2 protein-coding genes and 1 pseudogene are annotated in these 2,635 nt (G+C 72.2%); 2 read left to right on the top strand and 1 reads right to left on the bottom strand.

Translation table 11 applies throughout. From position 1 onward, the window contains the following. Positions 1–1,148 (bottom strand): cysteine desulfurase family protein (locus GA0115242_RS08255; RefSeq protein ID WP_093826112.1); only part of this gene is annotated, 1,148 nt, incomplete at its 3' end. A 296-nt stretch (positions 1,149–1,444) separates the two neighbouring features. Here GA0115242_RS08255 and coxB point away from each other — a divergent pair. Together coxB and GA0115242_RS08245 are read left to right on the top strand one after the other, a co-directional pair. Then, on the top strand, positions 1,445–2,404 hold the full coding sequence (gene coxB, locus GA0115242_RS08250; RefSeq protein WP_093826111.1) for an aa3-type cytochrome oxidase subunit II: 960 nt from the start codon (positions 1,445–1,447) through the stop codon (positions 2,402–2,404). Next, positions 2,401–2,635: pseudogene (locus GA0115242_RS08245) on the top strand (cytochrome ubiquinol oxidase subunit I); the annotation flags it as partial. The gene coxB and the pseudogene GA0115242_RS08245, both read left to right, overlap by 4 nt.

Raw genomic sequence — 2,635 nt, 5'->3', positions numbered from 1 at the left:
GCGGCGGGTGCCGCGCCCACCGGGGCGCCCACGCGCTCCCGCACCCCGCTCACCACCCCCGGCAGCGCCGCGAGGAACCGCTCCACGTCCTCGGCCGGTGTGCCGGGGGGCAGCGACACCCGTACGTTCCCCTCGCTCAGCACGCCCATCGCCCGCAGCACATGGCTGGGCGTCAGGGTGCTGCTGGTGCAGGAGGACCCGGAGGAGACGGAGAAACCGGCCCGGTCAAGCTCGTGCAGGAGGGTCTCCCCGTCGACATAGAGACAGGAGAAGGTGACGATCCCCGGCAGCCGCCGCAGCGGATCGCCCACCACCTCCACGTCCGCCACCAGCTCCGGCACCCGGGCCCTGATCCGCTCCGTCAGCTCCCGCAGCCGCGCCGCCTCCGCCGCCGCCTCCGCGCGCACCGCCCGCAGCGAGGCCGCCGCCGCCACGATCGCCGGCAGGTTCTCGAAACCGGCGGCCCGCCCCGACTCCCGTTCGTCCGCGGGGCCCTGGGGCGCGAACCGCACCCCCTTGCGCACCACGAGCAGCCCGACCCCGGCGGGCCCGCCCCACTTGTGGGCGCTCGCCGCGAGCAGCGACCACGGTCCCGGCACCGGGGCCCACCCCAGCGACTGCGCCGCGTCCACCAGCAGCGGCACGCCCGCCGCCCGGCACGCCTCGGCCACCTCCGTGACCGGCTGCTCGGTGCCCACCTCGTGGTTGGCGGACTGCAGACAGGCCAGCGCGGTGTCGGGGCGCAGCGCCCGCGCGTACTCCCCGGCGTCCACGGCGCCCGTCCTGCCGACGGCGACCTCGGTCACCGAGCCGCCCGCCGCGGTGTGCCGCTCGGCCGAATGGAGTACCGAGGAGTGTTCGACGGATGACACGATCAGGTGGCGCCCGACACGGCGCCGTCCGGCCGCGGCGCCCGCGACCCCGTCGTGCACGGCCCGGGTCCCGGACGAGGTGAACACCAGTTCGTCGGGACGGCATCCGACCGCCTCGGCGGCCGTGGCGCGGGCCGCGTCCAGCAGCAGCCGGGCCCGCCGCCCCTCCCGGTACAGCCGGGACGGGTCGGCCCACCCCTCGTCCAGGGCGGCCAACAGGCCCTGCCGGGCGACGGGGTGGAGCGGGGCGGCGGATGCGGCGTCGAAGTAGGACACCCGGCCACGGTAGATCGTGCGGCGGCGGCGCGGGAGCGCGGGCGGCCCGGGTGCGGGCCGCCGCCGTCCCGCACCTGCCAAACCACCCGATCCCCCGAGCTATTGGGTCCATCGCCCCCTCTTCGGAGTGACCGGCGGCGCGTATGCCACCCTCCCCGCGAACCCCCGGAGGGCGTCGGCTAGGGTTTGCTCCGCATAAACATCCAAACCCCTGCCCGGCGCAGGGCGGCGACCGACCAGCGAGTAAGGCCAGGCCGCAGCCGCGCGCGCGGGCGAGACTCTCGGGAAGGCGCTACGTGAGTCCCAACGGCTCCGACCGCTCGCCGCGGCGCCCGATGCGGCGGAAGCTGCTGCAGGCAATGACCGCGGGCCTGGTCCTGGCGACCGCGACCGGTTGCACATACAAGGACTTCCCCCGCCTTGGTATGCCCACCCCGACCACGGAAGAGGCTCCGCGGATCCTCTCCCTGTGGCAGGGATCCTGGGCTGCCGCGCTCGCCGTCGGCGTGCTGGTGTGGGGCCTGATCCTGTGGAGCGCCATGTTCCACCGGCGCAGCCGCAGCAAGGTCGAAGTACCTCCGCAGACCCGGTACAACATGCCGATCGAGGCGCTGTACACGGTCGTTCCGCTCATCATCGTCTCGGTGCTGTTCTACTTCACGGCTCGTGACGAGACGAAGCTCCTGAGCCTCGACAAGAAGCCGGACGTCACGGTGAACGTCGTCGGCTACCAGTGGAGCTGGGGCTTCAACTACATCGAGCCCGTCGCGGGTTCCACCGGGGACGCCAAGACCGACGCGAACCTGGACGCCATTCCGGACCGGTTCAAGAAGGAGTTCCCGGCCGGTGCCGGTGGCGTCTACGACGTCGGCACCCCGGGCACGCGGAACCCGCAGACCAACAACCCGGGTCCGACCCTGTGGCTCCCCAAGGGCAAGACCGTCCGCTTCGTCCTCACCTCGCGTGACGTCATCCACTCCTTCTGGGTGGTGCCGTTCCTGATGAAGATGGACGTCATCCCGGGCCACACCAACTCCTTCCAGGTGACCCCCAACCGTGAGGGCACGTTCCTGGGCAAGTGCGCCGAGCTGTGCGGCGTCGACCACTCCCGGATGCTGTTCAACGTGAAGGTCGTCTCCCCCGAGCGGTACGAGCAGCACCTCAAGGACCTCGCGAAGAAGGGGCAGACCGGTTACGTTCCCGCCGGCATCGCGCAGACGAGCCACGAGAAGAACCGGGAGACGAACAACCTGTGAGCATCCTCAACGAACCCCAGGGTGCCGCGGCGGCTGACACCGGCACCTACGCGAACGAGCTGCCGGTCCGGCGCAAGCAGCCCGGCAAGGTCGTGGTGTCGTGGCTGACGACCACGGACCACAAGACGATCGGCACGCTGTACCTGGCGACGTCGTTCGCGTTCTTCCTGATCGGCGGCGTCATGGCGCTGGTCATGCGCGCCGAGCTGGCCCGTCCCGGCCTGCAGATCG

This window comes from Streptomyces sp. SolWspMP-5a-2 (assembly GCF_900091845.1).
GTDB classification, from domain to species: Bacteria; Actinomycetota; Actinomycetes; order Streptomycetales; family Streptomycetaceae; genus Streptomyces; species Streptomyces doudnae.
Note: the sequence above shows the minus strand (reverse complement) of the source record. Positions and strands in the feature narration are given on the sequence as shown.